19 protein-coding genes are annotated in these 25,591 nt (G+C 67.2%); 12 read left to right on the plus strand and 7 right to left on the minus strand.

Annotated elements, in window-relative coordinates; translation table 11 throughout:
• Positions 1-3 precede the first annotated feature (3 nt).
• Genes ATO6_RS13130 through xdhA form a run of 4 tightly spaced genes read right to left on the minus strand, consistent with a single transcriptional unit; the run spans position 4 to position 6,284 of the window.
• The gene (locus ATO6_RS13130) at positions 4-1,527 is read right to left on the minus strand and encodes an ABC transporter ATP-binding protein (protein ID WP_088624461.1); all 1,524 of its coding nucleotides are present in this window, start codon (positions 1,525-1,527) and stop codon (positions 4-6) included.
• Positions 1,524-2,462 (minus strand): xanthine dehydrogenase accessory protein XdhC, encoded by a 939-nt coding sequence (gene xdhC / locus ATO6_RS13135; protein ID WP_088624462.1) that lies wholly within the window; start codon positions 2,460-2,462, stop codon positions 1,524-1,526. The genes ATO6_RS13130 and xdhC overlap by 4 nt, the downstream gene beginning before the upstream one ends.
• Positions 2,452-4,905 (minus strand): xanthine dehydrogenase molybdopterin binding subunit, encoded by a 2,454-nt coding sequence (gene xdhB, locus ATO6_RS13140; protein ID WP_088624463.1) that lies wholly within the window; start codon positions 4,903-4,905, stop codon positions 2,452-2,454. The genes xdhC and xdhB overlap by 11 nt, the downstream gene beginning before the upstream one ends.
• Positions 4,902-6,284 carry a xanthine dehydrogenase small subunit gene (gene xdhA, locus ATO6_RS13145; protein ID WP_088624464.1) on the minus strand — a complete coding sequence of 461 codons (1,383 nt, stop codon included), beginning with the start codon at positions 6,282-6,284 and terminating at the stop codon, positions 4,902-4,904. Before xdhA ends, xdhB begins: the two co-directional genes overlap by 4 nt.
• Before the next feature lie 371 nt (positions 6,285-6,655).
• Between xdhA and dnaE the strand changes: the two genes are divergently transcribed.
• Together dnaE and ATO6_RS13155 are read left to right on the plus strand one after the other, a co-directional pair.
• Positions 6,656-10,186, plus strand: coding sequence for a DNA polymerase III subunit alpha (dnaE, locus tag ATO6_RS13150; RefSeq protein WP_088624465.1), 3,531 nt, complete (start codon positions 6,656-6,658; stop codon positions 10,184-10,186).
• 100 nt (positions 10,187-10,286) lie between these two features.
• Complete coding sequence (locus ATO6_RS13155; protein ID WP_088624466.1) at positions 10,287-11,093, plus strand: hypothetical protein; 807 nt, start codon at positions 10,287-10,289, stop codon at positions 11,091-11,093.
• A gap of 10 nt (positions 11,094-11,103) precedes the next feature.
• Here ATO6_RS13155 and ATO6_RS13160 read toward each other — a convergent pair whose 3' ends face one another.
• Positions 11,104-11,298, minus strand: a complete 195-nt coding sequence (locus tag ATO6_RS13160) for a SlyX family protein (protein WP_088624467.1) — start codon at positions 11,296-11,298, stop codon at positions 11,104-11,106.
• Positions 11,299-11,487: 189 nt separating this feature from the next.
• On the opposite strand from ATO6_RS13160, the gene hisS reads away from it, so the two are divergent.
• The 3 genes from hisS (at position 11,488) to hisG (ending at position 14,928) form a co-directional block, all read left to right on the plus strand.
• Complete coding sequence (gene hisS, locus ATO6_RS13165; RefSeq protein WP_088624468.1) at positions 11,488-12,981, plus strand: histidine--tRNA ligase; 1,494 nt, start codon at positions 11,488-11,490, stop codon at positions 12,979-12,981.
• A gap of 139 nt (positions 12,982-13,120) precedes the next feature.
• Positions 13,121-14,236 (plus strand): ATP phosphoribosyltransferase regulatory subunit, encoded by a 1,116-nt coding sequence (locus ATO6_RS13170; RefSeq protein ID WP_088624547.1) that lies wholly within the window; start codon positions 13,121-13,123, stop codon positions 14,234-14,236.
• Positions 14,233-14,928: an ATP phosphoribosyltransferase gene (gene hisG, locus ATO6_RS13175; RefSeq protein ID WP_088624469.1), complete on the plus strand. Its 696-nt coding sequence runs from the start codon at positions 14,233-14,235 to the stop codon at positions 14,926-14,928. Before ATO6_RS13170 ends, hisG begins: the two co-directional genes overlap by 4 nt.
• Here hisG and ATO6_RS13180 read toward each other — a convergent pair.
• A complete protein-coding gene (locus ATO6_RS13180; RefSeq protein WP_088624470.1) occupies positions 14,914-15,291 on the minus strand; it encodes a hypothetical protein in 378 nt (125 codons plus the stop codon). The two genes, hisG and ATO6_RS13180, sit on opposite strands and share 15 nt — an antisense overlap.
• A gap of 208 nt (positions 15,292-15,499) precedes the next feature.
• Between ATO6_RS13180 and ATO6_RS13185 the strand changes: the two genes are divergently transcribed.
• From ATO6_RS13185 to ATO6_RS13205, 5 genes are read left to right on the plus strand one after another with little or no spacing between them, the layout of a single operon-like run.
• Positions 15,500-15,772, plus strand: coding sequence for a bacterioferritin-associated ferredoxin (locus ATO6_RS13185; RefSeq protein WP_088624471.1), 273 nt, complete (start codon positions 15,500-15,502; stop codon positions 15,770-15,772).
• Positions 15,747-16,232 carry a bacterioferritin gene (gene bfr / locus ATO6_RS13190; protein ID WP_088624472.1) on the plus strand — a complete coding sequence of 162 codons (486 nt, stop codon included), beginning with the start codon at positions 15,747-15,749 and terminating at the stop codon, positions 16,230-16,232. The genes ATO6_RS13185 and bfr overlap by 26 nt, the downstream gene beginning before the upstream one ends.
• Positions 16,204-17,730, plus strand: a complete 1,527-nt coding sequence (locus ATO6_RS13195) for a di-heme oxidoredictase family protein (protein WP_254919148.1) — start codon at positions 16,204-16,206, stop codon at positions 17,728-17,730. Before bfr ends, ATO6_RS13195 begins: the two co-directional genes overlap by 29 nt.
• The gene (locus ATO6_RS13200) at positions 17,730-18,704 is read left to right on the plus strand and encodes an imelysin family protein (RefSeq protein ID WP_088624474.1); all 975 of its coding nucleotides are present in this window, start codon (positions 17,730-17,732) and stop codon (positions 18,702-18,704) included. Before ATO6_RS13195 ends, ATO6_RS13200 begins: the two co-directional genes overlap by 1 nt.
• Position 18,705: 1 nt before the next feature.
• On the plus strand, positions 18,706-19,779 hold the full coding sequence (locus ATO6_RS13205) for a DUF1513 domain-containing protein (protein ID WP_088624475.1): 1,074 nt from the start codon (positions 18,706-18,708) through the stop codon (positions 19,777-19,779).
• A 4-nt stretch (positions 19,780-19,783) separates the two neighbouring features.
• On the opposite strand, the gene ATO6_RS13210 is transcribed toward ATO6_RS13205, so the two are convergent.
• A complete protein-coding gene (locus ATO6_RS13210; RefSeq protein WP_088624476.1) occupies positions 19,784-20,215 on the minus strand; it encodes a DUF1489 family protein in 432 nt (143 codons plus the stop codon).
• Positions 20,216-20,710: 495 nt separating this feature from the next.
• Between ATO6_RS13210 and ATO6_RS13215 the strand changes: the two genes are divergently transcribed.
• Both ATO6_RS13215 and ATO6_RS13220 read left to right on the plus strand, forming a co-directional pair.
• Positions 20,711-22,981 carry an adenosylcobalamin-dependent ribonucleoside-diphosphate reductase gene (locus ATO6_RS13215; protein ID WP_088624477.1) on the plus strand — a complete coding sequence of 757 codons (2,271 nt, stop codon included), beginning with the start codon at positions 20,711-20,713 and terminating at the stop codon, positions 22,979-22,981.
• A gap of 607 nt (positions 22,982-23,588) precedes the next feature.
• The gene (locus ATO6_RS13220) at positions 23,589-25,559 is read left to right on the plus strand and encodes a hypothetical protein (RefSeq protein ID WP_088624478.1); all 1,971 of its coding nucleotides are present in this window, start codon (positions 23,589-23,591) and stop codon (positions 25,557-25,559) included.
• Positions 25,560-25,591: the final 32 nt, after the last annotated feature.

Genomic DNA, 25,591 nt, shown 5'->3' on the forward strand with positions numbered 1-25,591 from the left:
TGATCACACATGCGCCACCTCCATCCCGTGCGATCCGCCCATCATCAGGCCGATCTGCTCGACCGTCAGGCCCTTGGCTGGCACCACCTCGCTCAGCCGCCCCTCGTTCAGCGCGGCGAAGCGGTCGGAGACCTCCATCAACTCGTCCAGATCCTGCGAGATCACGATCACCGCCGTCCCGCCCTCGGCCAGGTCGAGGATGGCCTGCCGGATGACCGCCGCCGCAGCCGCGTCCACGCCCCATGTCGGCTGGTTCACCACCAGCACCTCGGGCCGTTGCAGCACCTCGCGTCCGATGACAAACTTCTGCAGGTTGCCGCCCGACAGCGACCGCGCCGCGTTCTCGGTGCCCGGCGTCCGGACATCGAACCGCTCGATGATCGCCTTGGCGAAGTCCCGCGCCTTGCCCCACTTGAGGAACCCGTTCGACACCAGCCCCTCGCGCTCGGCGCCGGTCAGCAGGGCGTTCTCGGTCAGGCTCATGTCCGGCGCGGCGGCATGGCCCAGCCGTTCCTCGGGCGCGGTCAGCAGCCCCATGCGCCGACGCACGTTCGGCCCCGTGTTCCCGATCTCGGTGCCATCCAGCACCACCATCCCGCGCGCGCCGGTGATCTCGCCCGACAGCGCCGCCAGCAGTTCGTCCTGCCCGTTCCCCGCGACACCGGCCAGCCCCAGCACCTCGCCGCTGCGGACCTCCAGCGTGATGTCCTTGAGCGAGGTTCCGAATTCCGACGGCGAGCGCACGGAAAGCCCGTTCAGCGCCAGCCGCACCGCGCCCGGCGCCTTGCCCGCCCGTTCCGGGACGTGCAACTCCGAGCCGACCATCAGTTCCGCCATCTCGCGCGCCGTGGTGTCGCGCGGCGTGCAGGTCGCCACCTTCTTGCCGAGCCGCAGGATCGTCGCCTCGTCGCAGAGCGCGCGGATCTCCTCCAGCTTGTGCGAGATGTAGAGGATCGCCGTCCCCTCCGCCGACAGCTTGCGCAGGGTGGCGAAGAGGATCTCCACCTCCTGCGGCGTCAGAACGCTCGTCGGTTCGTCCATGATCAGCAGCTTCGGATCCTGCAGCAGGCAGCGCACGATCTCGACCCGCTGGCGCTCGCCGGCGCTCAGGTCGCCCACGGTGCGGTAGGGGTCGAGCGGCAGGCCATACTGTTCCGAGACATCCCGGATACGGGTGGCGAGGTCGCGCATCTTGGGCGGATCGGCCATCCCGAGCGCGATGTTCTCGGCCACGTTCAGCGCGTCGAACAGCGAGAAGTGCTGGAACACCATCGCCACGCCCGCCGCCCGTGCCGCCTGCGGCTCAGCCGGGGCATAGGGTAAGCCGTTCAGGGTCATCTCGCCCGAATCCGGCTTGACCAGCCCGTAGATCATCTTAACCAGAGTCGACTTGCCCGCGCCGTTCTCGCCCAGCAGGGCGTGAACCTCGCCCCGGCCGATGTCGAACGACACGTCGCTGTTGGCCACGACACCCGGATAGGCCTTGGTCAGCCCCCGGATGGAAAGCAGTATATCCGTCCCCGTCACGCGCTTATGTCCCTCGCGGTCTCTTGCCGCGTCCCCACCATCAATAGCCGCGCCGCGACGCCGACGGCAATCGCCTGCGGATGTTTGCCCAGTGCCGGATCCCCGATCGGGCAGTCGATGCGCGAAATCCGGGCGTCCGGATGCCCCATCCCGGCCAGCCGCTTGCGGAACCGCGCCCACTTGGTCGCCGACCCGATCAGCCCCGCCCTTGCGAAGCCGCGCGTCAGCAGCGCGTCGCAGAGCGCAAGGTCGATGGCATGCGAATAGGTCAGGATCAGATGCTCCGCCGTCTCGGGCGCATGGGCCGCCAGCAGCGCCGGGTCCGCGGCCGGTACCATCTCGACCCCTGCGGGCACCGCGTCCGGAAACCGCGAGGCCGCCGTATCCACCCAGGTGATCGCGACATCGGGCAGGGGGGCCAGCACCGACACCAGCGCCCGGCCGACATGGCCCGCGCCCCAGATCCAGAGGTCACGCCGCGCGCCCGCCACAGGTTCCAACAGCCAGCCGCCCTCGCAGAGCACAGGCGCGTCCCGCCCCTCGGACCGCATCGCCGCCAGCGCTCGGCGCATCGACAGGGGCATCTCGCCCGCCTGCACGGACACCTGGCGGCAGTAGGCCGCGCCCTCGATCCGGTTCAGAACCTCCGCATCCACCGGCTCGTAGACCAGCGTCACCGACCCGCCGCAGCACTGGCCCAGTTCCGGCCCGAGCGCCCGGCGCACCACCCGCGGGGCCGTCACGTCAGCCGCATCCCGCATCGCCTCGAATTCCAGCGCACCGCCGCCGATGGTGCCGTCCGTCCCGGCGGGCCCGACGATCATCGCGGCGCCGGGTTCGCGCGGAGAGGACCCGCGCACCTCGGCGATGACCACGCGGACGACGCGGCCCTCGGCGGCCACCCGGCGGCGGAGGAGGTCCAGCTCAAACGCCATCGCGCACCCGCATCACGGCGGCCAGCACCCGCTCCGGCGTCGCGGGCGCGTCCAGCGCCGGGTAGCCGGTGCCGCAGGCCGCGATCGCGTCGGACAGGGCGAGGAAGGCCGAGATCCCCAGCATGAACGGCGGCTCGCCGACTGCCTTGGACCGGTGCACCGTCGCCGCGCGGTTCGGACGGTCCCAGAGGTCGACGCGGAAGATGTCGGGCCGGTCGCCGCAGGCGGGGATCTTGTAGGTCGACGGCGCGTGCGTCCTGAGACGGCCCTTGTCGTCCCAGACCAGTTCCTCGGTCGTCAGCCAGCCCGCGCCTTGAACGTAGCCGCCCTCGATCTGGCCGATGTCGATGGCCGGGTTCAGGCTGCGCCCCGCGTCATGCAGGATGTCGGTCCGGAGGATGCGGTATTCGCCCGACAGCGTGTCGATCACCACCTCGGTGACGGCGGCGCCATAGGCGAAGTAGTAAAACGGCCGCCCCTTGCCCGCGATCCGGTCCCACGCGACTTCGGGCGTCCGGTAGTAGCCGGTGGACGACAGGCTGACCCGGTTCTCGTAGGCGAGCTTTGCCGCATCGGCAAAGCTCATGGCCTCCGCCCCGGCGATCACCTCGCCGCCGCGGAAGATCACCTCGGCCGCCGGCACCTGGTGCAGCTGGCCGATGATCCCGGCCATCCGGTCCCTGATCGTCTCGCAGGCGGCCTGCACCGCCATGCCGTTCAGGTCGGACCCCGAGGATGCGGCTGTAGCCGAGGTGTTGGGCACCTTTGTCGTGTCCGTCGCCGTGATCCGCACCACGTCCGACGAGATGCCAAAGACCTGCGCCGCGACCTGCTGGACCTTGCGGTTCAGGCCCTGGCCCATCTCGGTCCCGCCATGGTTCATCGACACGGACCCGTCCTGGTAGACATGGACCAGCGCCCCGGCCTGGTTCAGGTGGGTCAGCGTGAACGAGATCCCGAACTTCACCGGCGTCATCGCCAGCCCGCGTTTCAGGATCGGCTGGCTGTCGTTCCATGCCGTCACCGCCGCCCGTCGCGCGGCATAGTCCGAGGTCTCCAGCAGACGGTCCGTCAGCCCGTTCAGCACGAAATCCTCGACCGCCATCCCGTAGGGCGTCGTCTGCGCTCCGGACGGCGCGGCGGGCACGCCGCCCGGCGCTACGGCCCCGACCGCCCCGCGCGAGGCGAGGTCCTGATGCGCATCCGCCGCAGGCTTCATCTGGCCCGACAAACTCTCGGGGGGAGTCCCGGCATCGCCGGGACGGGGGGCAGACAGCCCCCCTTCTGCTGTGTCATCAAGCATATCGGCGTAATAGTTCACCCGCCGCACCTCCAGCGGGTCGACCCCGAGGACATGCGCGATGTGATCCACCACCCGCTCGATCCCCACCATCCCCTGCGGCCCGCCGAAGCCGCGGAAGGCGGTGGCGCTCTGGGTGTTGGTCTTCAAACGATGGCTCTCGATCCGGCAGGCGGGCAGGTCGTAGGCGTTGTCGGCATGCAGCATCGCCCGGTCCGCGACCGGCAGCGACAGGTCCTGCGCCCAGCCACAGCGGGCGAGTTGCAGGAACTCCACCCCCGCGATTTGGCCCCGGCCGTCGAAGCCCGCGCGATAGGTGATACGGAAATCGTGCCGCTTGCCAGTCACGACCATGTCGTCGTCGCGGTCATAGCGCATCCGGCAGGCGCGGCCGGTCCGGGCCGAGACCACGGCGCAGGCCACTGCCAGCGCATTGCCCTGGCTTTCCTTGCCGCCGAAGCCGCCGCCCATGCGGCGCATCTCGACCTTGACGCCGTGCATCGGCTGGCCGAGCGCCTCGGCCACCTTGTGCTGGATCTCGGTCGGGTGCTGGGTCGAGGACCAGACCACCATGCCGCCGTCGTCCTGCGCCTGCGCCATGGCGGCCTGGCCTTCGAGGTAGAAATGCTCCTGCCCGCCGATCTCCATCGTGCCTTCGACCACATGCGGCGCGGCGGCGATGGCGGCGGCGGCATCGCCCTTTTCGTAGATGCGCGGGCCTTCCTCGAACCGCGAATTGGCGGCCATCGCCTCTTCGATCGTCAGGATCGGGGTCTCCGCCGCGATCTCGACCTTGCCGAGGCGGGCGGCCTTCCTCGCGGCAAGGTGCGAGGTGGCGACCACCAGAAACAGCGGCTGGCCGAGGTAATGCACCGTGCCGTCCGACAGCAGCGGTTCGTCATGAGCCGAGGGCGAGACGTCGTTGGCGAATGGCAGGTCCGGGGCGGTCAGCACGTCCACCACGCCCGGCGCGGCGCGGACGGCGGCGAGGTCCATCGACAGGATGCGCCCCTTCGCGACTTCGCTGAGGCCGAAGGCGAGGTGCAGCGCACCCGGCGGGGCGGGAATGTCGTCGACGTAGTTGGCGCGGCCCGTGACATGCAGCGTCGCGCTGTCGTGGGGCAGGGACTGTGTGACGCTCATGCCGAGACCTCCCGCACGCGGGTCTTGGCGCCGAGATCCTCGAGGTAGTAGCGCACCAGCATGTTGCGTGCCGTTTCCAGCCGGTAGGCGGCCGAGGCGCGCATGTCGCTCATCGGGTTGAAATCCTGGTCCCACGCGCCCCAGGCGGCGGCGATGGTTTCGTCGTTCCAGGGTTTGCCGGTCAGCGCGGCCTCGACTGCCGCGGCCCGTTTGGGAATGCCGGCCATGCCGCCGAAGGCGATGCGCGCCGAGGTGACACGGCCCTCGGACACCTGAACGTTGAAGCAGCCGCAGAGCGCGCTGATGTCCTGATCGAACCGTTTGGAGATCTTGTAGCAGGCCAGCCGGTCGGGCTGACGCGGGACGATCACCGCCTCGACGAATTCGCCGGGCGCGCGGTCCTGCTTGCCGTAGTCGAGGAAGAAATCCTCGAGCGGGATCGTCCGCCGTTCCGCTCCCCGGCGCAGCTGCAACGTGGCGCCGAGCGCGATCAACGCGGGCGGGGCGTCCCCGATGGGCGAGCCGTTGGCGATGTTGCCGCCGATGGTGGCGGCGTTGCGGACCTGCACCGACCCGAACCGCGACAGCATGGCCGAGAGGTCCGGGTGCAGCGGGATCATGGCGCGCGTCAGCTCGGTGATCGTGACCGCCGCGCCGATCTTGGTGCACTGCGGCGTCATGGTGATCTGGCGCATGTCCCCGGCCCGGCCGACGAAGGCCACGGGGCCCAGGTCGTCCAGCCGCTTGGTGACCCAGAGGCCGACATCCGTCGCGCCGCCGATCAGCCGCCCGTCGGGATGGGCGAGGCACCAGTCGGCCAGCGCGTCGGCGCTGTCGATGACGGCCGCCGCGCCGCCGGTCAGGTCGTCCTCGGCCGCGCTGTCGGGCAGGTCGACCGGGGCCAGATGGCCGGGCACGTCGCCGCCCGCCGCCGCCTGGGCGGCACGGATGATCGGGGCGTAGCCGGTGCAGCGGCAGAGGTTGCCGGCGAGGACCGAATCGTAGTCCTTCTCGCCCGTCGCATGGGCCGTGGCGAGCGACATGACGATGCCCGGCGTGCAGAAGCCGCATTGCGAGCCATGGTGATCGACCATCGCCTGCTGCACCGGATGCAGCGCGCCGTCGGGGGCGGAGAGGCCCTCGACCGTCGTCACCTCCTTGCCGTGCAACTGGGGCATCAGCAGGATGCAGGCGTTCAGCGCCTTGCGGCCCGTGCCGTCGCGCACCATGACGGTGCAGGCGCCGCAGTCGCCTTCGTTGCAGCCTTCCTTGGTGCCGGTGAGCCCGCGGTCGATCCGCAGGTAGTCGAGCAGCGTCATCTGGGGCGAAATGCGCTCCAGCTCGACGCGGTCTCCGTTCAAGAGAAAGGAGAGCTTCATGTGGTCTGTCCGCCGCCTTACCCTGTTGCACCCGTGGCGCCCCTCCCGATGCGGCATAGAGCGGGGCGGGTGTGCTGTTTTCTTGAGCAAAACGGTGAAGTGCGCATTTGGCAAGCATTTCCTGCGGTTCCGTTGCGGGCTTCATGCGGGGGCGCCCGCGAAAGCGGCAGGGTCGGCGCCTGGCGGAGAGGGTGAAGGGGGGCTGTCTGCCCCCCGTCGCGGGCTGTGCCCGCGACCCCCCCCGAAGGTATTTGGAACCAGAAGAAGCAGGGGACCTGTGCCCTGCGAGCCGGGCGCGTCAGGGCCCGGCGCGCGGTCCGGGGCTGCAAGGAGTGGTGGCAGGAGGCGGGGAGGGGCGCTAGACATGGGGCATGAGCAGCCCCCGATTCATCCACCTCCGCACCCATACCGAATATTCCCTGCTGGAGGGCGCCGTGCGGCTGAAGAAGCTGCCGGGCCTCTGCGAGAAGATGGAGATGCCGGCGGTCGCGGTGACCGACACCAATTCCATGTTCTGCGCGCTGGAGTTTTCCGTCGCCGCCTCGGGCGCGGGGGTTCAGCCGATCATCGGCTGCCAGGTCGATGTCGCCTATCTGCCGGTGGTGCCGGGCCAGCAGCCCAAGCCCCCCGCGCCGGTGGTCCTGCTGGCGCAGGACGAAGCGGGCTATGCCAACCTGATGCAGCTGTCGACCTGTCTCTACGTCGAGAAACGGGGCGAGGTGCCGCATGTCACGATCGGCGAACTGGAGGCCCATGCCGAGGGGCTGATCTGTCTCAGCGGCGGGCCGGACGGGCCGGTCGGCATGTTGCTGCAGGCAGGCCAGCGCCCCGCCGCGCAGGAGCTGATGGAGCGGCTGGCGGCGATCTACGGCGACCGGCTCTATGTCGAGTTGCAGCGGCATCCGGGCGAGGGCGGGCTGCCCGGCAAGGAGCGGATCACCGAGCGCGGCTTCGTCGAGATGGCCTATGCCATGGACCTGCCGCTGGTCGCGACCAACGACGTCTATTTCCCCGACCAGAAGATGTACGAGGCGCATGACGCGCTGATCTGCATCGCCGAGGGCGCCTATGTCGACCAGTCCGCGCCGCGCCGCCGCCTGACGCCGCAGCATTACTTCAAGTCGCAGCAGGAGATGGTGACGCTCTTCGCCGATCTGCCCGAGGCCGTGGAGAACACGGTCGAGATCGCGAAACGCTGCGCCTACAAGGCCGAGACGCGCGATCCGATCCTGCCGAAGTTCGCCAACGACGAGGTGGCCGAGCTGCGCCGCATGGCGAACGAGGGGCTGCAGAAGCGTCTGGCGGTGATCCCGCATGCGGTCTCGGTCGAGGACTACCAGAAACGGCTGGATTTCGAGCTGGGGATCATCGAGGGCATGGGCTTTCCCGGCTACTTCCTGATCGTGGCCGACTTCATCCAGTGGTCCAAGGACAACGATATCCCGGTCGGGCCGGGGCGTGGTTCCGGCGCGGGCAGTCTCGTGGCCTATGCGCTGACGATCACCGACCTCGACCCGCTGCGCTATTCGCTGCTGTTCGAACGGTTCCTGAACCCCGAACGGGTCAGCATGCCCGACTTCGACATCGACTTCTGCATGGACCGGCGCGAGGAGACGATCCGTTACGTGCAGGAGAAATACGGCCGCGACAAGGTGGGGCAGATCATCACCTTCGGTGCGTTGCTGTCCAAGGCCGCGGTGCGCGACATCGGGCGCGTGCTGCAGATGCCGTATGGCCAGGTCGACCGCCTGTCCAAGATGATCCCGGTCGAGGGGGTCAAGCCCGTCAGCATCGAACAGGCGCTGGCGCAGGAGGAACGTCTGCGGCAGGAGGCGAAGAACGAGGAGGTCGTGAACCGCCTGCTGGAATACGGCATGCAGGTTGAGGGGCTGCTGCGCAACGCCTCGACCCACGCGGCGGGCGTGGTGATCGGGGACCGGCCGCTGGACCGGCTGGTGCCGCTCTATCAGGACCCGCGCTCGGACATGCCGGCGACCCAGTTCAACATGAAATGGGTCGAGCAGGCGGGGCTGGTGAAGTTCGACTTCCTCGGCCTCAAGACCCTGACCGTCATCCAGAACGCCATCGAGCAGATCCATGCCGGCGGGCGCGACCTGCACACCGCCGCCGACGGCACCCAGCTTTACGAGCCGGCGGATGGAGCGGAGAACCAGATCAACCTGATCCCGCTGGATGACGAGAAGACCTACGAGCTATACGCCAAGGCCAAGACGGTCGCAGTGTTCCAGGTGGAAAGCTCGGGGATGATGGATGCGCTCAAGCGCATGAAACCGACCTGCATCGAGGACATCGTGGCGCTGGTGGCGCTCTATCGCCCCGGTCCGATGGAGAACATCCCGGTCTATTGCGAGGTCAAGAACGGGCTGCGCGAGCGCGAATCCGTGCATCCGCTGATCGACCACATTCTGGAAGAGACGCAGGGCATCATCGTCTACCAGGAACAGGTGATGCAGATCGCGCAGGTCATGGCGGGCTACAGCCTCGGCGGCGCCGACCTGCTGCGCCGCGCCATGGGCAAGAAGATCAAGGAGGCGATGGACGCCGAACGGCCCAAGTTCGAGAAGGGCGCGGCCGAGAACGGGGTCGAGAAGAAGAAGGCCTCCGAGGTCTTTGACCTGCTTGAGAAATTCGCCAACTACGGCTTCAACAAGTCGCACGCCGCCGCCTATGCGGTCGTCAGCTACCAGACCGCATGGCTCAAGGCGAACCACCCGGTGGAGTTCATGGCGGGTGTCATGAACTGCGATATCCACCTGACCGACAAGCTCGCCACCTATTTCGAAGAGGTGAAGAAGGCGCTGGCCCTGCCATGGGTGCCGCCCTGCGTGAACCGCTCGGACGCGACGTTCAAGGTGGTGGACGGGGCGCTGGTCTATGCGCTCGGCGCGCTCAAGAACGTGGGCGTGGAGGCGATGCGGCTGGTGGTCGAGGGGCGCAGGGTCGACGGGCGGGACAAGCCCTTCGTCAACCTCTACGACTTCGCCCGGCGGGTGGAGATGAAGAAGATCGGCAAGCGCCCGCTGGAGATGATGGCGCGGGCGGGGGCGTTCGACGTGCTCGACCCGAACCGGCGGCGGGTGTTTGACAGCCTCGATGCGCTGGTCGCCTATTCCACGGCGATCTGGGAGCAGAAGACCTCGAACCAGGTGTCGCTGTTCGGTGAGGCGGGCGATGACCTGCCCGAACCGCGGCTGTCGCCGGTCGGCAACTGGCTTCCGGCCGAGGGGCTGGCGGAGGAGTTCAAGGCCGTCGGCTTTTACCTGTCGGGCCATCCGCTGGACGATTACATGGCGCCGCTGAAACGGGTCGGGCGCGGTCATGCGAACCCGGTGCTGACGCTGGACGAGGTGACGAAGCAGGCGCAGGAGAAGGGTGCCTGCGTCGCACGGATCGCGGGTGTCGTCGCCGGGCGGCAGGAACGGAAATCGGCGCGCGGCAACCGGTTCGCCTTTGCGCAGCTGTCCGATCCGACGGGGGCCTACGAGGTCACGATCTTCTCGGACACGCTGGAGGCCAGCCGCGATCATCTGGAAAACGGATCGAAGGTCGTGCTGACGGTCGAGGCGACGATGGAGAGCGACCAGCTCAAGCTGCTGGCGCGGGGCGTGTCGCCGATCGACGCGGTTGTGGCGGATGCCGGGACGGCCGGGTTGAAGATCTACATCGAGGACGAGGCGTCGATCCCCGCCGTCGCCTCGGTGCTGCAGGGCGCGGCCGAGACGGTGAAGACCGCCGCGCGCGGGCCGATCTGGTTCTGCCTGATGAAGGACGACCTGCCGGGCGAGGTGGAAATCGACACCGGGGTCGAGTTCCCGGTGACCCCGCAGATCAAGGGCGCGATCAAGAGCCTCGGCGGGGTGATGGCGGTCGAGGACCTCTAGGCGGCGGAAAGCCTGCGGGGCCCGGACGCGACCGTATGCGGTGGACTATAGTTTAACCCTTTGTATACACATGCCGGGAAAGCCCCGTGGAGGATCCTGCATGTTCAGAGCGGCAGCCGTCGTCACACTCTGCCTGTTCGCCGCCGGTTGCGGCGGGCCGCTGGACAACGTCACCCGGCTGTCCGAGGTCGATCTGCCGGAGGATCAGGCGAGCGTGTCGGTGGTTTCGGACGCCGCGCAAGATGCGGCGCGTCCGGGCGGGCTGCTCGGTCTGTTCAAGCGTGACGACGCCAGCGCCGGAGCGGACGGCTCCGCCGCGGCCACGCCCGAGGCGGAGGCCGGGGACGACACGGTCGAGGTCGCTGCGGCGTCCGGTGGCGGGTTCTTCGGTCTGTTTCGCGGCGGTGGCGGGGCGGCTGCGTCCGAAATGGCGGAGGCCGGACCGGCTGCGTTCGGCACCGTGGTCAAGGAATGTGGCGTCGGGCGCGGCGAGATGGGCAGGCAGGTCGAATCCTATCCCTCGCGCTTTCCGAAATACCGGCTGTACGATTCCGAACCGGGCAACGCGGCCCCGCACGCCTTCTACGTCACCGGCTTCTCCGACGGCTGCCCGCGTCAGGTGATCGGGGCACTCGGCGTGTTCGGCGGCGTGCAGATGCACGAACTGATGCGCTACTCGACCGGATCGGGCGACGGGGCATGGGGCCGGGTGGACAAGGCCTATGAGATCGTCAAGGCGCGGGTCTGCGGCGTTGTCAGCGGCACGCCCTGCGGGTCGCGGGTTGCGCAGCTGGAACGCGGCACGGTGTTTCTGACGATGTACGAGAGCTTCAGTGACCGGTCGCGCTGGACGAACGTCCTGCTGCACGACGGCAAGGTCGAGGCGTTCGAACTTCAGTCGCCGTGAACACCCAATGCTACCAGTGCGGTGGTCTCTGATCGGACAGGGTCACCGAAGCTCCGGCTTCCGATTCCCGTTCAGCCTCACGCTCCATCAGCAACTGGACGCGGCGGGAAAGTATTCCGATCTCGGCCTGCTGTCGGGCTATGACGTCCGACAGATCCTCGACCACCCGCTCCATATGCGCGAGCTTTTCCTCGATATGCTGCATCCCCACTCCACACGTCGGGCGTCCACACTGCACCCTTAAACTCGTCAACGCATATGACGCTCAGAATGTTTCCTTACAGTTAGCATAGGGAAAGGAAAGTCGAAACCGCTTGCGCATGGTGCGGCATTGCTTGCCTGCCCCGACCCCTTGGGCTAGACCCCGCCGCGAAGCCAGACCGGGTGGTAAGACATGGCCAAGGACAAGAAATCCCCGCGCCCCAAGGCGGAAACGCCGAAAGGGTTCCGCGACTACTTCGGCACCGAGGTGACCGAACGCGGCGACATGCTGTCGAAGATCGCCGGGGTCTACCATCGCTACGGGTTCGAGGCGCTGGAAAGCAGCGCGGTCGAGACGGTCGAGGCGCTCGGGAAATTCCTGCCGGACGTGGACCGTCCGAACGAGGGCGTCTTCGCATGGCAGGAGGCCGGCGACGGCCCGGAGGCGAAGCCGGGCGACTGGCTGGCGCTGCGCTATGACCTGACCGCGCCGCTGGCCCGCGTCTATGCCCAGCACCGCAACGACCTGCCGACGCCCTACCGGCGCTTCGCCATGGGGCCCGTCTGGCGGAACGAGAAGCCGGGGCCGGGGCGGTTCCGGCAGTTCTACCAGTGCGATGCGGATACGGTCGGCACGGCGTCGCCCGCGGCGGATGCCGAGATCTGCGCGATGCTGGCGGACTGTCTGGAAGAGGTCGGGATTCCGCGCGGCGACTACCTGATCCGGGTGAACAACCGGAAGGTACTGAACGGCGTGCTGGAGGCCATGGGCGTCACCGACGAAGGACAGGCGGCGGACGTCCTGCGGACCATCGACAAGTTCGACAAGGTCGGCGAGGCCGGGGTGCGCGAGCTGCTCGGCAAGGGACGGCTGGACGCCTCCGGCGCCTATATCGACGGGGTGGGGCTGAGCGAGGCGCAGGCCGAGCCGGTGATCGCCTTCCTGACGTCCAAGGGCGACAGCGCGGCGGCGACGCTTGCGAACCTGCGCGCAGCCGTTGGCGGCTCGGCTATAGGGGCCGAAGGCGTGGACGAGCTGGAACAGATCGCGGACCTCCTCGACGCGCAGGGCTACGCGGCCGACCGCATCGTCATCGACCCTTCGGTCGTGCGTGGCCTCGGTTATTACACCGGGCCTGTCTTCGAGGCGGAACTGACCTTCGAGATCCTCGACGAGAAGGGCCGCAAGCGCCAGTTCGGCAGCGTGGCGGGTGGCGGGCGTTACGATGACCTCGTGAAGCGTTTCACCGGCCAGTCGGTTCCCGCGACGGGCGTCTCCATCGGCGTGGACCGCCTGTTGGCGGCGCTGCGCGAGAAGGGGCGGATCGGCGGGGACAGCCACGGGCCGGTGGTGGTGACCGTGATGGATCGCGACCGGATGGGCGACTACATGACGATGGTGTCCGAGATCCGCGCGGCGGGTATCCGGGCCGAGGTCTATCTGGGCAACCCCAAGAACTTCGGTAACCAGCTGAAATACGCGGACAAGCGTAATTCCCCCGCCGCCGTCATCGAGGGCGCGGACGAGAAGGCGCGCGGTGTGGTGCAGATCAAGGACCTGATCCTCGGCGCGCAGATCGCGCAGAACGCGACGCTGGAGGAATGGAAGGAACGCCCCTCGCAGTTCGAGGTGCCGCGTGGCGAGATGGTCGCCAAGCTGCGGGAAATCCTTGCGGGGCAGGGGTGAGCATCATGTGGATTGAGCGGGACATAGGGCAGCGTCCGCCCGTGGTGGGCGCTGAAAGCGCCCGCCTGGGGGGCGGGCGGGCGCTGCCCGGTCCGCTGCGCGCACCGGGCGGTTACGACCTCCGGACATGGGCACTGTCATGACCGACGCCCGTCCATTCTACGCCGCGACCGACGCCACCCGCCGCGCGACCCGCGCCGAGGCGCTGCGCCTGCGCGCGCTGTTCGAGGCCGAGGGCGCCGTGGCCATCGAGGCCGGGATCCTGCAACCCGCCGAAACCTTGCTTGACCTTTACGGCGAGGACATCCGCGCCCGCGCCTATGTCACTTCGGACGCCCTGCGCGGCGAACAGATGCTGCGCCCGGACTTCACCGTCCCGGTCGTGCAGATGCACATGGACGGCGGCGCCGAGCCCGCGCGCTACTGCTATGCGGGCGAGGTCTTCCGCCGTCAGGAAGAGGACGAGGACCGCGCCAACGAATACCTGCAGGCCGGGTTCGAGGTGTTTGATGGGGCCAACCCGCCGGATGCGGATGCCGAGGTCTTCGCGCTGTTCCAGCGCATCCTCGCGCCGCTGAACCTGCGCGCCGCCACGGGCGATATCGGCATCCTGACTGCGCTGGTCGCCGGGCTGAATGCCAGCGACAAGCGCAAGCGCGCCCTGATGCGGCACATCTGGCGGCCGCGCCGGTTCCGCACCCTGCTCGACCGGTTCTCGACCCCGCCCGCCGACGACGCGCGCGCCGCGCTGCTGGCCGCCGCCGATCCCTTTGCCGGATCCGGGCCCGAGATCGGCCTGCGCCGCCGTGCCGAGGTCGAGGAGCGGCTGCAGAGCCTGCGCGAGGAAGCTGCCGCCGATCCGATCCCGACCCACGTGGTCGACCTGATCGACGCGCTGCTGGCCGTGCGGGAAAAGATGCCCTTCGCGCTGGAGCACCTGCGCGACATCGCCGTGGACCTGCCGTGGATCAATCCCGCGCTCGACCGGCTGGCCGCCCGCGCCGACGCGCTTTCCGCGCGGGGGGTGGATGTGGACGCGCTCGATTTCGAGGCGAGCTATGGCCGCACGCACATGGAATATTACGACGGCTTCGTCTTCGGCTTCTACGCCGAAACGCGGCCCGACCTGCCGCCCGTCGCCACCGGCGGCCGCTACGATGCGCTGACCCGCGTGCTGGGGCGCGGCCGGGAAATCCCGGCGGTCGGCGGCGTGATCCGTCCGGGCCTCGTGCTGGATCTCGGGGGGCTCGCATGACCGTCAAGCTGGGCGTGCCATCCAAAGGGCGGCTGATGGAGAAGACCTTCGACTGGTTCGGTGCGCGTGGCGTCACGCTCGGCCGCGCCGGGTCGGACCGGGAATATGCCGGGAAGGTCGAGGGGGCCGAGGGCGTGGAACTGGTGCTGCTGTCGGCGGGCGAAATCCCGCGCGAACTGGCGGCGGGGCGGATCCACCTGGGTGTCACCGGGCTGGACCTGGTGCGCGAGAAGCTGGCCCGCTGGGACATGCAGGTCGAACTGCTGGCCGAGATGGGTTTCGGCCACGCGGACCTGATCATCGCGGTCCCCGACTGCTGGGTCGATGTCGAGACGCTGGAGGATCTGGACGCCGCCGCCGCGGCCTTCCGCCGTCACCACGGGTTCCGGATGCGGATCGCGACCAAGTATCACCGGCTGATCCGCGATCACCTGCGTGAATTCGGCGTGGCCGACTACCAGCTGGTCGACAGCCAGGGCGCGACCGAGGGCACGGTGAAGAACGAGACCGCCGAAGCGGTGGCCGACATCACCTCGACCGGTGAGACGCTGCGCGCGAACCACCTGCGGCCCCTGTCCGACGGGCCGGTCCTGCGCAGTCAGGCGACGCTGTTCCGCGCGCGCACCGCGCCGATGGACGATGCCGACCGCGCGGCGCTTGGCATGCTGCTGGAGAAGCTAGGGCTGGTCTGAGGGATCGGGCGGTGCGGCCATCAGCGCCGCATGGGCCGCCGGGTCCGCCTGCCTGAGCCGCTCGAGCGCCTGCACGGCCCGTTCGCGCAGCGCCTCGGAAGTCTCGGTCTTGGCCACTTCGACTTTCCGCACAAGGTCGTCGATCTCTGGCAGGGGCGTGCCCGTCGCCACCGAAAGGGTCTGCAAAGCTTCCAGGATCTTGCCCAGCTGGGTGCCGTAGCTGGCCACGTCGCGGTGGATGTGTTCCTCGATCTCCGGCACGCCCGCGATGTCGGGCGAGAACAGGCGCGGTTCGATCCGCTGGGTCACGTCGCCCGAAAAGGGCGCCTTGAACAAGTTGAACCAAGTGTCTGGCGGGATCATCGCGGTGTGCCTGCGTTGCCTGCCTGATCTGGCCGGTGAGGGCGATTGCAAGTCAACCTCTGCGTGCAATCCGGCCTCCGAGTCGGGGCCACGGCGCCTCGATACTATGCGTCCAAATGTCCTACCAATTTTGTCGGATTGACTTTGCCTAGTGAAACAGTCAGAAAATCCGCAACCCGCCGGACCGGCGAAAGCGGAGGATCCCCGGATGATCGTATGCCACTGTCAGGCCATCACCGACCGCGATGTGCACAACGCCATCGACTGGATGCGCGCCGCCGATCCCCAGACCATCGTGACCCCCGGCAAGGTCTATCGCGCGCTCGGAAAAACGCCGGATTGCGGATCTTGCATGCCGCTGTTCTTGGCAACCATGCGTCAAAGCGCAAGTATGGAAGTACCCATGCAACTTCGCGGTCTGCGCAAGCGCCGCGACACAACACAGGGAACCCGTCATGAAAGGCGACGCGAAAGTCATTGAATACCTCAACAGTGCCATCCGGTCAGAGCTGACGGCGGTCAGCCAGTACTGGCTGCACTTCCGCCTTCAGGAAGACTGGGGACTTGGCAAGATGGCCAAGAAAAGCCGCGAGGAGAGCATCGAGGAGATGCACCATGCGGACAAGCTGATCGCTCGGGTGATCTTTCTCGGCGGGCATCCGAACCTGCAGAAGCTCGACCCGCTGAGAATCGGCCAGACCCCGCTCGAGACGCTGGAGTCGGACCTGGCCGCCGAACAGGAGGCGCGGGCGCTCTACAAGGAAGCAAGGGAATACTGCGCCTCGGCGGGTGACTACGTGACGATGCACCTGTTCGAGGAACTGCTGGCGGACGAGGAAGGGCACATCGACTTTCTCGAGACCCAGATCGAATTGCATGAACGACTCGGAGCGGAGAAATATGCGCTGCTCAATGCCTCGCCGATGGACGAGGCCGAATAAGCTCCTTCTCGCTGCGCTGACCGGCCTCGTGGCCGGTCCGCTTGCGGCGGGCGATCTGGCGGACCTTCACCTGTCCGCCATCCCCCGAACGGCGGAGGAAACCGCCCGCATCCACGCAGTGACCCGTCCCACGACGGATTTCACCAGTGCGGAGACATTCGAGACCAATCCGGGCGGTGCCGCCACGGTGCGGGCCCGGACCAATGCTGATGCCTTTTCCCAGCCGTCGGGCAACATCAGCTTCGAGCGGGAACTGGACTTCAAGGTCGGCAACGGCCTGTTCCGCAAGATCTGGGTCTCCGCCCCGTCCTCGACGCTGGCGTCGGACGGGCTGGGCCCGCTTTACAACGCGCGTGGCTGCCAGAACTGCCACTTCAAGGACGGGCGCGGGCATGTGCCCGAGGGGCCCGAAGACAACGCGGTGTCGATGTTCCTGCGCATCTCGATCCCCGGCGGGCCCGACCCCGACGGCATCGAGGGCTGGCTCGCCACCCTGCCGGACCCGGTTTACGGCCAGCAGCTTCAGGATTTCGGCACGGCGGGGGTGCCGGCCGAGTATCGCCTGTCCGTGAGCTACGAGGAGATCGAGGTCCCGCTGTCGGATGGCGAGGTCGCCACGCTGCGCAAACCGACCTACGCGGCCGAGGACCTCGGATACGGCCCGCTGCACCCGCAGGCGATGCTGTCGCCCCGCGTTGCGCCGCAGATGATCGGGCTCGGGTTGCTGGAAGCGATCCCGGCCGCGGACATCCTTGCGCTGGCTGATCCGGAGGATGCGGATGGCGACGGGATCAGCGGGCGGGCCAACATCGTGCCGTCGATCGAATACGGCGTCCCGATGCTCGGCCGGTTCGGCCACAAGGCGGGCGCGCCGACGATCCGGCACCAGTCGGCCGCGGCCTTTGCCGGGGACATCGGGATTTCCTCGCCGCTCTTCCCGGACGGCGCGGGCGAATGCCGCCCCGCGCAGGAGGCCTGCCGCGCGGCCCCGGACGGCGCGGATGCCGAGGGGGTCGAGATCGGGCAGGCGGGGCTGGACCTCGTGACCTTCTATTCCCGCAACCTTGCCGTGCCGGCACGGCGGGACGAAGCCGACCCGGAAGTCCTTCGCGGCAAGGAGGTCTTCTATTCCACCGGCTGCACCTCCTGCCACACCCCCAAGTTCGTAACGCATCGGCTGGAGGATCAGCCCGAGCAGTCGTTCCAGCTGATCTGGCCCTATACCGACATGCTGCTGCATGACATGGGCGAGGGGCTGGCCGATCACCGCCCCGAAGGTCGCGCCACCGGTACCGAATGGCGCACCGCGCCGCTGTGGGGGATCGGCATGACGAAGCTGGTCAGCGGCCACACCGAGTTCCTGCATGACGGTCGGGCGCGGTCGCTGCTGGAAGCGATCCTGTGGCACGGGGGCGAGGCGCAGCCGATGCGCGACGCCGTTGTCGCCATGCCCAAGCCTGACCGCGCCGCCCTGATACGATTCCTGGAGTCCCTGTGATGCGTCTCGCCTTCGCCCTCGTCCTTCTCGCGACCCCCGTCACCGCCGGTGTCGAGGAAGTGGTCACCGATCATATCCGTCCCGGCCTCTCCGCCTTTGTCGAGCAGACGACGGCGCTGGAACTGGCGGCCGATACCGACTGCCGGGCCCCCGCGCTCCGGGTGCCGTTTCACGCGGCTTTCGACGCATGGCTGCGGATCGGCGACCTGAGGCTCGGGCCGACGGAACACGCGGCGATTTCCATCGCCTTCTGGCCCGATGACCGGGGCTTCACGCAGCGGACGATCGGTGCGCTTGTCCGGGACGAGGCGCCGGCTGTCTCGGACCCCGAGGCCTTCTCCGAGGTCTCGGTCGCCGGCCGGGGGTTCTTCGCGCTGGAAATGCTGATGTACGATCCGCTCTATCGCGACTACCGGCGCGACGACTATCGCTGCCGCCTCGCGCGGGCGATCTCCGCCGACCTTGCCGCACAGGCCAAGGCGTTGAGGGCCGCGTGGAGTGATTTTGCAGGGACGCTGACATCGGGCGGCGCGGACGGCAATGCGACCTACCTTTCGCCCGAGGAGGCGACGCGCGCGGTCTACACCCAGATCCTGTCCTCGCTGGAGTTCACCCGTGACAGCCGCATCGGCCGTCCGCTCGGCACCTTTGAGCGGCCGCGTCCGAAACGGGCCGAGGCATGGCGCTCGGGGCGCAGCCTGCACGACGCGCTGGTGACGGTCGAGGCGGCGGTCGAGACAGCCACATTACTCGCCGGGCACGACCTGCCCGAGACGCAGGCGGCGCTGCTCCGGCTGCGCGACGTGGCTGGGAATGTGACCGATCCGTCCTTCCAGAGCGTCGACGATCCCGGCGAGCGGCTGAAGGTCGAAATCGTGCAACAGCGCGTGAAAGAGGTCGAGGCCGCCATCGAGGCCGAGGTCGGCGCGCCGATGGGGATCGCCCCCGGCTTCAACTCGCAGGACGGAGACTGACATGACCACCCGCCGCGCCTTCCTCGCCAGCCTCGCCGCCGCCACAGCAGCGCCGCGCCTCGGATGGGCCGCCGCCGGCAGTCCAGACTGGCTGGGCGCGGCGAAGGAGCCGGACGGCAGCTACGGGCTGCACGGCATCCGGACGGACGGCTCCGTCGCCTTCTCGATCCCGCTGCCCGCGCGCGGTCATGCCGGGGCGGCACATCCGAAACGGGCCGAGGCGGTCGCTTTTGCCCGGCGTCCAGGTCACTACGCGCTGGTGATCGACTGCCTGACCGGTGTGGTCGCGCGTGAACTGACGCCGCCCGAGGGGCATCAGTTCAACGGCCACGGGGCCTATTCGCAGGACGGGCGCTGGCTGTTCACCTCGGAACAGATGGCCGCGGACAGCGCGGGCCGGGTCGGGGTCTGGGACGTCGGCGCGGGGTATCGCCGGGTGCGGGACGTCGCCACCGGCGGGATCGGGCCGCACGAGCTGCGGCTGATGCCTGATGGCGAGACGCTGGTGGTCGCCAATGGCGGGATCGCCACGGATCCCGAGGACCGGACCAAGCTGAATATCGAGACGATGGCGCCGAGCCTCGTCTACCTTTCGACCGATGGCGCGTTGCTGGAGCAGGTGGTGCTGGAGCCCGACCTGTCGCAGAATTCGATCCGCCACCTCGCGGTGCGGGGGGACGGGCTTGTGGCTTTCGCCATGCAATGGGAAGGCGGGGCAGGGGCCGCGACGCCGCTTCTGGGCCTGCACCGGCAGGGCGGGGCGGTTGTGCTGGCCGAGGCGCCGCTGGCCGAGCAGATGCTGATGAAGGGCTACGCGGGTTCGGTCGCGCTTTCGGGCAGCGGGCGCGAAGTCGCGATCACCTCACCCAAGGGCGGGCGGCTGCACCGCTTCGCGGTGGACGGCACGTTCCTCGGCGCGATGGCCCGGGCGGATGTCTGCGGGCTGGCGACTCATCCGGCGGGCTATCTGGCCAGCGACGGTCTGGGCGGGCTGCTGACTGTGGATGCCGACGGCGCGCGACCGCTGGCGCGGGGCGAGATGGCGTGGGACAACCACCTCGTCGCATTGGGCTGACGGGTCAGAGCACCCCGATTTCGGCCAGCGCGGCGGAGAGGTCGGGGGGCAGCGCCTCTTCGTTCTGCCGGGTGCTCGGCAGGTCGGCGGGGGCGTCGGTGGCTGCAAGATAGCGCCAGCCCTGGAACGGACGCTTCTGGGCCTGGGTGGTGCGGATCAGCTTGTGGTCGAGCACGATGGCGCAGCGGCGGATGCCGTCCTCGCGCACGACCTCGTCCAGCCGGATGATCTTCTGTCGCGCCTGGATCAGGCCCTTGATGACCCAGTAGATCGACCCGCCCGCCAGAACCTCGTCCTCGCGCTTGGGCCACATCCGGGTGACGTGACGCGGGTAGCCGTCGTTGGTGAGGACCGCGTGGTTGCTCTGCCAGTCGGCGAGTCCCTCGACCGACTCCGTTCCGACGCTGAGTTTCACCAGATTTACATATTTTGCCAATCGCGCACCCAATATATGGTGGACACCCCTGTTCGCCCACCATATATCTATGTCACCCAAGGGTCCAGTCACGAGGCGGCGATTCCGGCACCTCCTGCCCCCCAAGGCAAACCCCGTTGCCGGGAGTGCCTCGTGACTGGACTGAAAAGGGGACCGGAACTCCGAAATAATCAGTGCGGCCACCCACCTGTCCGAAGGCGAGCTGGCCGGGCAAGCCTGTCCGTGGGCGGGCGCACATGACGTCTGAACGGCGCGCTTTATCCCAGCCGGGTCTTTCCTTGTTCGAAGGTCAGGGCGCGGGTGACAAAGCGCCTGCCCCCGGGACGGGCAGGCGCTGCGCGGCGGCTTCGCCTTGATTCCGCGCATTGGGCCGGCGGGAGACGAAAGAAAATATGAGCACACAATAGATCTTGTGGAAAGCGCGGGATCAAAACCCTAGTTCCTGCCGCCCGCGCCTGCTAAACAATCCCCCTCTAACCAGCCGAGGATCCTCTCATGACCCGCTTTGCCTCCCCTATCGCCGAACAGGTCTGGGACATGAAATACCGCTTCAAGAATGCGGACGGGACGCCGATCGACACCACGGTCGAGGATTCGTGGCGCCGGATCGCCCGCGCCCTCGCCTCGGTCGAAAAGGACCCCGCCGCGTGGGAAGCGCCGTTCTTCGAAGCGCTTGAGGACTTCAAGTTCCTGCCCGCCGGGCGGATCACCGCCGGTGCCGGGACCAGCCGCCGGGTGACGCTCTTCAACTGCTTCGTCATGGGCACCGTGCCCGACAGCCTCGGCGGTATCTTCGAGATGCTGAAGGAGGCCGCGCTGACCATGCAGCAGGGCGGCGGGATCGGCTACGACTTCAGCACCATCCGGCCCAAGGGCGCGGATGTGAAGGGTGTGGCCGCCGACGCCTCGGGTCCGCTGTCGTTCATGGATGTCTGGGACGCGATGTGCCGCACCATCATGTCCGCCGGATCGCGCCGGGGCGCGATGATGGCGACGATGCGCTGCGATCACCCGGATATCGAGGATTTCATCACCGCGAAAAGCGACCCCGCCCGGCTGCGCATGTTCAACGTCAGCGTGCTGGTGACCGATCCCTTCATGGAGGCGGTCAAGTCCGACGGGTCTTGGGACCTGATCTTTGACGGCAAGGTCTACAAGACCGTCAAGGCGCGGGACCTGTGGAACCGGATCATGCAGTCGACCTACGACTACGCCGAACCGGGCGTGATCTTCATCGACCGGATCAATGCCGCCAACAACCTGAACTACGTGGAAACCATCGCCGCCACCAACCCCTGCGGCGAACAGCCCCTGCCGCCCTACGGCGCCTGCCTGCTCGGCTCCGTGAACCTCGCCCGGCTGGTCAGCGATCCCTTCGCCGACGCCGCGAAGCTGGACGAAGCGGCGCTGTCGAAACTGGTGCGCACCGCGATCCGGATGATGGACAACACCGTCGACGCCTCGAACTTCCCGCTGCCGCAGCAGGCGGCCGAGGCACAGGCCAAGCGCCGCGTGGGCCTCGGGGTCACCGGACTGGCCGACGCGCTGCTGATGCTGGGCCTGCGCTATGGCTCGGACGAGGCGGCGGCGCAGACCGAGGCCTGGCTGAAGCTGATCGCGCGCGAGGCCTACCTCGCCTCCGTCGATCTGGCCAAGGAGAAGGGTGCCTTCCCGCTGTTCGATGCCGAACCCTACCTGGCCAGTGGCACCATGCAGGCGATGGACGAGGACGTCCGCGCCGCCGTGCGCGAGCATGGCATCCGCAACGCGCTGCTGACCTCCATCGCGCCGACCGGGACGATTTCGCTCTACGCGGGGAACGTGTCGTCTGGCATCGAGCCGGTCTTTGCCTACAGCTACACCCGCAAGGTGCTGCAGAAGGACGGGTCGCGGTCCGAGGAGAAGGTTGTCGACTACGCCGTGCAGATGTGGCGCGACCTCAAGGGCGACGCGCCTTTGCCGGACTACTTCGTCAACGCACAGACCCTGTCGCCGTCCGAGCACGTCAAGATGCAGGCCGCCGCGCAGAAGTGGGTGGATTCGTCGATCTCCAAGACGATCAACTGCCCCGAGGACATCGGTTTCGAAGCGTTCAAGGACGTTTACATGCAGGCCTGGGATACGGGCTGCAAAGGGTGCACCACCTACCGCCCGAACGACGTGACTGGCTCGGTCCTCAGCGTCAGCGAGGAAAAGGAGGACGCGCCCGCGCCGATGCCCGTCGAGGGCGGCGAGGTCGTCTATATGCAGGAGCCGATCGACCGCCCGCAGGAGCTGGAGGGCAACACCTACAAGCTCAAGTGGCCGGACAGCGAGCACGCGATCTACATCACGATCAACGACATCGTGGTCGGCGGTCGGCGGCGGCCGTTCGAGGTCTTCATCAACTCCAAGAACATGGAACATTTCGCCTGGACCGTGGCGCTGACCCGGATGATCTCGGCTGTGTTCCGGCGCGGGGGCGACGTGTCCTTCGTGGTGGAGGAGCTGAAGGCCGTGTTCGACCCGCGTGGCGGTGCTTGGGTGCAGGGGAAATACATCCCCTCGATCCTTGCCGCCATCGGCGGGGTGATCGAACGGCACCTGATATCCATCGGTTTCATCGAGGGCGAGGGCCGGGGGCTGAAGACCGATCCGCAGGCCAAGGTGATCGGGCTGGAAACCGGCAAGCGCGGCAAGGCCTGCCCCTCATGCGGCCAGTATGAGCTGGTGATGATCGAAGGCTGCATGACCTGCGCGGCCTGCGGTCACTCGAAGTGCGGCTGACAGGGCGTCTGCCGCGACAGCTGCCATGACGCGGCTGAGGATGCACTGATATACCCTCGGCCTCTGCGGGATGATTGAACGGGGATGCGGGCCGAGTGGCCCGCGTCGCCGCACTGTGTTGCCGGCCAAAAGAACATCAGGGCGGACGCTGGGCCGGAATCGCTCGAATATTGGCGTCAGCTTTCAGTTTCAAATCCCGCGCAATTTCCGATTCTGATTCTCCGAGATTCGGTATTGGTTGGAATGTGATCTAATATAACGTGATTTAACTCGGTCAAATACAACCGGGGATGGAGCGGATCTGAGGTAATTGTCTGCACACCGCTTGGCTATCCATTTGAAGAACAGGTTTTGTTTCGAGGTGTTCTAAAACTTGTCAGAAATACGTCGAAATGGGATGAATATTGCGGCGAATTAGTGGCATTATTGTTCTGCTCATCATGTTCGGGGGGGTGACGGGACTTTTGAATGCGGCAGACTGAACGAGACACGGTACCGGCGCTGAACGAAGAGCCGCGGTAACCGGTTTCGTCGCAGGCATTGAGCCAACTGCTTTTTCCAGGGGAACCAACCATTTATTCCGATTATTCGTTCAAGGACCAAACATATGAATATCAAACTTAAACACCTGCTTATGGCATCGGGCAGCACGCTGGTGCTCTCTATGGGGTCGGCGATGGCCGACAACAACAACGCGATGCTGTCGCAGTCGGGCACCGACAACTCGGCCAGCTTCGACCAGAGCGCTGCCGACAATTCCAATATCGGCTACCTCGGCGCTCTGCCTGCCGCATCGCAGACCGGCGACGACAACGTTCTGGCCATCACCCAGAGCGGTGACGCCAACCGTGTCGGCAGCAACGCGGCTGCAGCCGAGGTCAGCCAGAGCGGTGACGCAAACGAAGCAACCGTGGAACAGACCCGCACTGCGCCAGCGACGTCGCCCAGCACCAGCACCGGCAATATCGTGACTGTCCTGAAGCAGAGCGGGGACAATCACAGCGCCACGATCGAACAGAACACCGATCAGAACCGCAACTATGCGAACGTCCGCCAGTCCAACGCGGGCGGCGGGGCCGCTGGCAACACCGCTACGGTCGAACAGACCAACACCGCCACGGCCAACCAGAACCTCGACCGCAACGAGGTGTCATCCGGCGGCGGCCACACGGGCGGTGTGATCCAGGCCGGTTCGGGTAACACCGCGCTGGCGGTCCAGAACGGTCAGGGCCTTCGGCTGCGCCTGCTGTCGCAATCCGGCAATGACAACAACGCAGAAGTCCGCCTGAGCGGCATCGACAACGGGAAACCGGACCTGACTGCCGGAGGCGCGTCCGCTGCAAGCACCGCCAACAGCCGCGAAGTCGTGCAGAACGGCAACAGCAACGATGTCGATCTGGACATCTCGGGTGAACGCAACGCCTATGGCACCACCCAGCAGGGCGACGACAACAGCGCGGCCGGCATCGTCGTGACCGGCAACGACAACTCCGTGGGCGTCGGCCAGTTCGGCGATGACAACACCGTCCTGCTCAGCACCATCACGGGCGACCGCAACAGCACCGGGTTCTATCAGGAAGGCGATGGCAACCTCGCCGACACCGACGTCTCGGGTGATGACAACAACACGCTCACAATGCAGGTCGGCGACCTGAATGTGGGCGGTATCGACGTCGCCGGGATCGGCAACGACACCAATGTCGACCAGACGGGCAACGTGAACGTTGCATCGGCGTCGGTGACCGGAGACAGCAACACCACCGGCGTTACTCAGGACGGCTCGGTCAACATCGGCACCGCCACTGTAGAAGGCGACGGCAACACCACCGATATCGACCAGGAAGGCACGCTCAACGTCGCTCTGGCGAACGTCGTTGGCGACGACAACTGGTCCACCAGCATCATCCAGGATGGGACAATCAACAATGGAACTGTAACGATTCTCGGCGACAGCAACCCGACTTTGCTCAGCCAAATCGGCGGCTTCAACGCCGGTAACGTCGATATCGAAGGCGACAGTAATTCCAGCTCGGTCCGACAGCAGGGTGACCTGAACTCGGCGATGGCGGAGATCTTCGGCGATGGTAACTTTACTGGGGTCGATCAAGACGGCGATGCCAACGACGCAACCGCTGATGTCTCCGGGAGCAACAACGTGCTCATCGCCTCGATGACCGGTAACCTGAACGTTCTGGACATGAGCCAGACTCAGGACGGGAACGAAATAGACGTCTCGATCACCGGCAACCGGAACAACTACACCAGCCCGACCGTGCCGTTCTTCGGCTACCCGGCGAACCCGCCGTCCTCGGTGGCGTTCTCTGGCTCGGCCCTGACGGCGAACACGCAGGGTCTGGGCAAGGGCGCTTTGGTGCAGGACGGATTGGGGAACCTTCTTGACCTGACGGTCAATGGCGATCTGAACAGTTTTGCCATGGCGCAGATCGGTGGTTCGAACTCCATCATCGGCACCATCACCGGCGCTTCGAACCAGGCTGTCGTGACCCAGGTGGGCGGGACCAACACGGCGAACTTCGGCCAGACCGGCAACAGCAACAACGTGGGTATCGTCCAGTGATATCCTGCGCGCCGATCTGATCGGCGGGACAA

This window comes from Oceanicola sp. 22II-s10i, assembly GCF_002210105.1.
Taxonomy (GTDB): domain Bacteria; phylum Pseudomonadota; class Alphaproteobacteria; order Rhodobacterales; family Rhodobacteraceae; genus Pseudooceanicola.

Bases quoted from the DNA above. Each gene is read 5' to 3' on its own strand.
- dnaE (WP_088624465.1), top strand. From the start codon at position 6,656: ATGAGCAGCCCCCGATTCATCCACCTCCGCACCCATACCGAATATTCC.
- bfr (WP_088624472.1), top strand. From the start codon at position 15,747: ATGAAAGGCGACGCGAAAGTCATTGAATACCTCAACAGTGCCATCCGG.
- ATO6_RS13160 (WP_088624467.1), bottom strand. From the start codon at position 11,298: ATGCAGCATATCGAGGAAAAGCTCGCGCATATGGAGCGGGTGGTCGAG.
- ATO6_RS13200 (WP_088624474.1), top strand. From the start codon at position 17,730: ATGCGTCTCGCCTTCGCCCTCGTCCTTCTCGCGACCCCCGTCACCGCC.
- xdhB (WP_088624463.1), bottom strand. From the start codon at position 4,905: ATGAGCGTCACACAGTCCCTGCCCCACGACAGCGCGACGCTGCATGTC.
- xdhC (WP_088624462.1), bottom strand. From the start codon at position 2,462: ATGGCGTTTGAGCTGGACCTCCTCCGCCGCCGGGTGGCCGCCGAGGGC.
- hisS (WP_088624468.1), top strand. From the start codon at position 11,488: ATGGCCAAGGACAAGAAATCCCCGCGCCCCAAGGCGGAAACGCCGAAA.
- xdhA (WP_088624464.1), bottom strand. From the start codon at position 6,284: ATGAAGCTCTCCTTTCTCTTGAACGGAGACCGCGTCGAGCTGGAGCGC.
- ATO6_RS13185 (WP_088624471.1), top strand. From the start codon at position 15,500: ATGATCGTATGCCACTGTCAGGCCATCACCGACCGCGATGTGCACAAC.
- ATO6_RS13215 (WP_088624477.1), top strand. From the start codon at position 20,711: ATGACCCGCTTTGCCTCCCCTATCGCCGAACAGGTCTGGGACATGAAA.
- ATO6_RS13205 (WP_088624475.1), top strand. From the start codon at position 18,706: ATGACCACCCGCCGCGCCTTCCTCGCCAGCCTCGCCGCCGCCACAGCA.
- ATO6_RS13170 (WP_088624547.1), top strand. From the start codon at position 13,121: ATGACCGACGCCCGTCCATTCTACGCCGCGACCGACGCCACCCGCCGC.
- ATO6_RS13220 (WP_088624478.1), top strand. From the start codon at position 23,589: ATGAATATCAAACTTAAACACCTGCTTATGGCATCGGGCAGCACGCTG.
- ATO6_RS13155 (WP_088624466.1), top strand. From the start codon at position 10,287: ATGTTCAGAGCGGCAGCCGTCGTCACACTCTGCCTGTTCGCCGCCGGT.
- hisG (WP_088624469.1), top strand. From the start codon at position 14,233: ATGACCGTCAAGCTGGGCGTGCCATCCAAAGGGCGGCTGATGGAGAAG.
- ATO6_RS13180 (WP_088624470.1), bottom strand. From the start codon at position 15,291: ATGATCCCGCCAGACACTTGGTTCAACTTGTTCAAGGCGCCCTTTTCG.
- ATO6_RS13195 (WP_254919148.1), top strand. From the start codon at position 16,204: ATGCCTCGCCGATGGACGAGGCCGAATAAGCTCCTTCTCGCTGCGCTG.